A 5,628-nucleotide genomic window follows, 5' to 3' on the forward strand; every position below is an offset into this window, starting at 1 on the left:
TGCTGTTCCAGCCCGACGATTTCTGGCATGAACTCGCCTCCGACAAGCGCATCGTGCGCAATCCGCAGAAGATCAAGGCCGTCCGCGACAACGCCGCCTTCGTCGAGCGCGTGTCGAAGGAGCATGGCGGCTTCGGCAAATTCCTCGCCGCCTGGCCGGCCGACGACCAGGTCGGGCTGACGGCCTATCTCGGCAAGCACGGCAGCCGGCTGGGCGGCAACACCGGCCAGTACTTCCTGCGCTGGCTGGAGTGGGACACCTTCGTCGTCTCGGCCGACATGGCGGCGGCACTTCGCGATGCCGGCATCGACATCGCCGAGAACCCGACCTCGAAGCGGGACCTCGACAAGATCCAGGCGCAGATCAATCAATGGTCGGCTGAAACCGGCCTGCCGCGCCGGCACATCTCGCGCATCCTGGCGATGTCGATCGGCGAGAACCGCTCCGTGGAAGCGCTGAGCGAGTATATGAACGACTAGGCTTGGGTCGGCGAAATCTCGCGGTCGAAATCGATCGATCGGGATACGATCAACATCCGTCGATCGATCCTATTTGGTACAAGCAATCGCCATTGCCCGGCGATTTCGGCCACGCTAAACCCACTGCATGACCAAGAAGCCCGACATCCTGCGCATCGCCATCGCCCAGCTCAACCCGACCGTCGGTGACGTCGCCGGCAATCTTGCCAAGGCGCGCGAGGCGAGGGCGGATGCGGCCCGGCAGGGCGCCGATCTCGTGCTCTACACCGAGCTCTTCCTCGCCGGCTATCCGCCGGAAGACCTGGTGCTGAAGCCCGCTTTTCTGAAGGCTTGTGAAAAGGCCGCGGAAGATTTCGCCAAGGACACTGCGGATGGCGGTCCCGGCGTCATCATCGGCACGCCCTTGAAGCGCAAGAGCGGCACGCACAATTCGATCATCGTCGCCGATGGCGGCAAGATCCTGGCCGAACGCTACAAGCTCGACCTGCCGAACTATGGGGAGTTCGACGAAAAGCGCGTCTTCCAGGCCGGGCCGGAACTGCAGGGGCCGGTCAACTTCCGCGGCGTGCGCATCGGCATTCCGATCTGCGAGGACATCTGGGGCGAGGTCGCCGTCTGCGAGACGCTGGCCGAAAGCGGCGCCGAGATCCTGCTGGTGCCGAACGGCTCACCCTACTATCGCGCCAAGATCGACGTCCGCCATCAGGTCGTCATCCGCCAGGTCATCGAAACCGGCCTGCCGATGATCTACGCCAACCAACTGGGCGGCCAGGACGAGCTGATCTTCGACGGCGCTTCTTTCGCAATCGGCGCGGACAAGACGCTTGCCTTCCAGATGAGCCAGTTCGAGGACGCGGTCGACGTCACCACCTGGAAGCGCACGGATGACGGCTGGGTCTGCGCGGAAGGGCCGATGTCGAAGATCCCGGAGCGGGAAGAGGCCGACTATCGCGCCTGCATGCTTGGCCTGCGCGACTACGTCAACAAGAACGGCTTCAAGAACGTCGTGCTCGGCCTGTCCGGCGGTATCGATTCGGCGATCTGCGCCGCCCTTGCCGTCGATGCGCTGGGCGAAGAACGGCTGCGCGCGGTGATGATGCCCTACCGCTATACCTCGAAGGATTCGCTGAAGGACGCCGAGGACTGCGCCCGCGCGCTTGGCTGCCGCTACGACATCGTACCGATCTTCGAGCCGGTCGAAGGTTTTCTGCACGCGCTGACGCAGATGTTCGAAGGCACCAAGGAAGGCATCACCGAGGAGAACCTGCAGAGCCGCGCGCGCGGCACCATCCTGATGGCGATCTCCAACAAGTTCGGTTCGATGGTCGTCACCACCGGCAACAAGAGCGAGATGTCGGTCGGTTACGCCACGCTTTACGGCGACATGAATGGCGGCTTCAACCCGATCAAGGACCTCTACAAGATGCAGGTCTATGCACTGTCGCGCTGGCGCAACAGCCACGTGCCGCCGGGCGCGCTCGGCCCTTCCGGCGAGGTGATCCCGAAGAACATCATCGACAAGGCGCCGTCGGCGGAGCTGCGCGAGAACCAGACCGACCAGGATTCGCTGCCGCCCTATCCGGTGCTGGACGATATCCTTGAATGCCTGGTCGAGCACGAGATGGGCGTTGACGAGATCGTTGCGCGCGGCCATGACCGGGCGACAGTGGCGCGGGTCGAGCACCTGCTCTACATCGCCGAATACAAGCGCCGGCAGGCCGCACCGGGCGTGAAGATCACTAGGAAGAACTTCGGCCGCGACCGCCGCTATCCGATCACCAACCGGTTCAGGGACGGGCGGTAAGCGCTCCGTCCGCAGCGCAGCCGCATAGCCTGAGCCACGGCAACGGCACAACCCGCCGTTGTTGCAAAATCGTCTCACTGCTTGGACCAGATGCGCATTTGGTCGCAGCCTGGCTTGGCGATGCGCAGGGGCGTCTCTATAAAGGCGTCTCCGCGATTCTCCACCTGGAGGAACCGAATGCCACAATTTGACATCGTTATGCGAGGCCGCGAAGCCTAGGTCCTGATCGAGGCCTCGCGAAGGCTTGCCTTCGCGACAAGAACTCGATCGAGGAGAGGCATCTGCCGCTGCCGGTCGCCGCCGGCATATGGGCGTGCCGCCACTATGCTGAACCTCCGCATTCCCGGCGCCAGATTGGCGCCAACGCGGTTTTCTCAATTTCCAGCTTACCGGGACCGGGCACATTTGCGCCTGGATGACATCATGGCTCGTTTTCGAATCGATCTGCGTGCCGAAGCCTTCCGCAGCGTGCTTGGCTTCACGCTCGGCCATTGGCGGCGCCAGCCGTGGCGGCTTTCGCTGATCATGGCCGCCTTCCTTTTGTCGACGCTGGCCGATGTGCTGACGCCGCTCTATTCCGGACGGCTGGTCGACGCCGTCGCCAGCAGTGGTGCTGCCGACGACGTCGCCTGGAACGCGGCAATCTCAGCCTTCTGGATGCTGGTCGCCCTGGCGCTGACCGGCGTCGTGCTGCGCAACGCCGCCTTCATGGCCATCGTCGAGCTGACGCTGAAGATGATGGCCGACATCGCCGCCGACGCCTTCCACCGCGTCCAGCGTTTTTCCACCGACTGGCATGCCAACAGCTTCGCCGGCTCGACCGTGCGCAAGATCACGCGCGGCATGTGGGCGCTCGACCTGCTCAATGACACGATCCTGATCGCACTGTTGCCGTCGGTCGTCATGCTCGTCGGCTCGACCCTGCTGCTCGGCTGGTTCTGGCCGCTGATGGGCGCGGTGGTCGCCGCTGGCTCTGTGCTGTTCATCATGGTGACGGCGATGCTGTCGCTTGGCTATGTCGCGCCGGCGGCCCGGCTCGCCAACACATGGGATACGCGCCTTGGCGGTTCACTCGCCGATGCGGTGAGCTGCAATGCCGTGGTCAAGGGTTTCGGCGCCGAGGCGCGCGAGGAAGCGCGTCTTGCCTGGGTCGTCGCCAAATGGCGCGCCCGCACCCGCCGCACCTGGGTGCGCGGCACCGTCAACGGCACCACGCAGGGCACGATGCTTCTGCTGCTGCGGACGGCTGTGATCGGTCTGGCGCTGATGCTGTGGGCGTGGGGCGAGGCCAGCGCCGGCGACGTCGCCTTCGTGCTCACCTCGTTCTTCGTGCTGCAGGGCTATCTGCGCGACATCGGCACGCATATCCGCAACCTGCAGCGTTCGATCAACGACATGGAGGAACTGGTCGACTTCCAGGCCGAACCGCTCGGCATCGAAGACCGGACGACCGCGGGGCCGATCCGCATCAGCGATGGAGGCATCAGCTTCGACAAGGTCACCTTCCACTATGGCAACCATCGGCTGCCGCTCTACCGCGATTTCTCGGTCGAAATCGCGCCCGGCGAGCGCGTCGGGCTGGTCGGCCATTCCGGTTCGGGCAAGACGACCTTCGTCAAGCTGATCCAGCGCCTCTACGATGTGAACGCCGGCAGGATCCTGATCGACGGCCAGGATATTGCCGAGGTGGCGCAGGCATCACTGCGCGCGCAGATCGCCATCGTCCAGCAGGAGCCGATCCTGTTCCACCGCTCGCTGGCCGAGAACATCGCCTATGCCCGGCCCAGCGCCACGCAGCCCGAGATCGAGCATGCGGCGCGGCTGGCGAGCGCGCATGAGTTCATCGCCAACCTGCCGAAAGGCTATGGCACGCTGGTCGGCGAGCGCGGCGTGAAGCTGTCGGGCGGCGAGCGCCAGCGGGTGGCGATCGCGCGTGCCTTCCTCGCCGACGCGCGCGTCCTGATCCTCGACGAGGCGACGTCCAGCCTCGATTCGGAATCGGAGGTGCTGATCCAGCAGGCGATGGAGCGGTTGATGGTCGGCCGCACGACGCTGGTCATCGCCCACCGGCTGTCGACCGTCAGGGCGCTCGACAGGCTGCTGGTGTTCGATCGTGGCCGCATCGTCGAGGAGGGCTCGCATGACCAGCTGATCCGGCTGAACGGCGGCATCTATCGCCGCTTGTTCGAACGCCAGGCGCTCGAGCTGACCAAGGGTCTGGTCATCTGACGTGAAAGAGGGCATCCACTCGCTCCGGACGCCCTTCAAATCGACACAGAGGCAAGGCCCGCTGAGGCGATCAGCCGTAGTGCAACTTCGGCTTCGGCTCGGTGCCGGTGAACTGGACGCCGACGCGATCGTTGCGGCGCCAGCGGACCTCCGATCGGTAGGCGACGCCGTCGACCGGTACATAGAGCAGGAAGCGATCGGGAACGCGGGCGTCCGGCGCGACCTTCAGCTCGGCGCCGCCCTCATTCTGGTTGCGCAAGGTGCAGCTGATCTCGGAATTCTTGATGCCGGTGATGATCGAACCGCCCTTGAGCACGCGCTGGCGGTGCTTGCGACGGCTGTCGCTGGAATTGTTTTCGAGTGGTTGTGTGGTGTTGGTCATCGCCAAGTATGCCAGGGCAGCCGAATCGATCTTAGAGGTCATACTGGCGCGCGGCAATGACCGGTCCGAAGCATGGCTCCGCCGTGCCGGTGTTAGGCGGTCAATTCACGCGAATTTGCGCGGATTGGCGCAGAAATGGGCGATGATCTGGCAGAGGTCCGGCTCGTTGACCATGCGCACGGCTTCGGTCGAGTTCACCCATTTGCGGGTGCGCGCCCGCTTTTCCTTCCAGCGGTCGGCAACGCGGTCGACCCGCAGCGGGAAGACCAGCACCTCGCAAGGCACTTCCTCGCCGGAAGCGAGTGCCTTGGCATAGAAATAGCGGCCGGCTTCGAGATGGGAGACCGTGCCGCGCAACCCGGCTTCTTCGCCGGCCTCGCGCGCCGCCGCCTCGCAAAGCGGCTCCTTGGCTTCCGGCCAACCCTTGGGCAGCACCCAACGGCCGGTGTCGCGGCTGGTGATCAGCATGATCTCGACGCCATCGCCGGCCTCGCGCCAGGGCAAAGCGGCAACCTGCAGGCGGCACGGCGCGGTGCCGAACAGTCGCCGGACCCTTTCGGCTAGATGATAGTGCGTCGTTGGCCTCGTCAACATTGGAGAAGCTAGCCCCAGCCCTCGAACTCGTTGTCGCCTTAAGAAACGAATCTTACGACCGATTATACGCAACAAAAGTAAAAAACTTCACAGGAGCTTGTTGAATTCCACCAAGAAAAGGCGATCACGCGAAACAGGGC

Annotated in this window: 5 protein-coding genes; 3 read left to right on the top strand and 2 right to left on the bottom strand. The window is 64.3% G+C overall.

All coding sequences use genetic code 11. From position 1 onward, the window contains the following. From EN781_RS23975 to EN781_RS23985, 3 genes are all read left to right on the top strand, one after another. Positions 1 to 479, top strand: a 479-nt coding sequence (locus EN781_RS23975; RefSeq protein ID WP_127400387.1) for a DNA-3-methyladenine glycosylase I, incomplete at its 5' end; no start/stop codon positions are given. Between the two features lie 127 nt (positions 480 to 606). Further along, entirely contained in the window at positions 607 to 2,283 is a 1,677-nt protein-coding gene (locus EN781_RS23980; protein WP_126054322.1) for an NAD+ synthase, read from the top strand. A 423-nt stretch (positions 2,284 to 2,706) separates the two neighbouring features. After that, on the top strand, positions 2,707 to 4,512 hold the full coding sequence (locus EN781_RS23985) for an ABC transporter ATP-binding protein (RefSeq protein ID WP_126054323.1): 1,806 nt from the start codon (positions 2,707 to 2,709) through the stop codon (positions 4,510 to 4,512). A 70-nt stretch (positions 4,513 to 4,582) separates the two neighbouring features. Here EN781_RS23985 and EN781_RS23990 read toward each other — a convergent pair whose 3' ends face one another. Both EN781_RS23990 and EN781_RS23995 read right to left on the bottom strand, forming a co-directional pair. Continuing rightward, entirely contained in the window at positions 4,583 to 4,894 is a 312-nt protein-coding gene (locus EN781_RS23990; RefSeq protein WP_126054324.1) for a PilZ domain-containing protein, read from the bottom strand. A 105-nt stretch (positions 4,895 to 4,999) separates the two neighbouring features. Further along, positions 5,000 to 5,488 carry an NUDIX hydrolase gene (locus EN781_RS23995; RefSeq protein ID WP_126054325.1) on the bottom strand — a complete coding sequence of 163 codons (489 nt, stop codon included), beginning with the start codon at positions 5,486 to 5,488 and terminating at the stop codon, positions 5,000 to 5,002. Between the last annotated feature and the right edge of the window lie 140 nt (positions 5,489 to 5,628).

Origin of the sequence: Mesorhizobium sp. M4A.F.Ca.ET.090.04.2.1 (assembly GCF_003999085.1) — a bacterium.
Classification (GTDB): domain Bacteria; phylum Pseudomonadota; class Alphaproteobacteria; order Rhizobiales; family Rhizobiaceae; genus Mesorhizobium.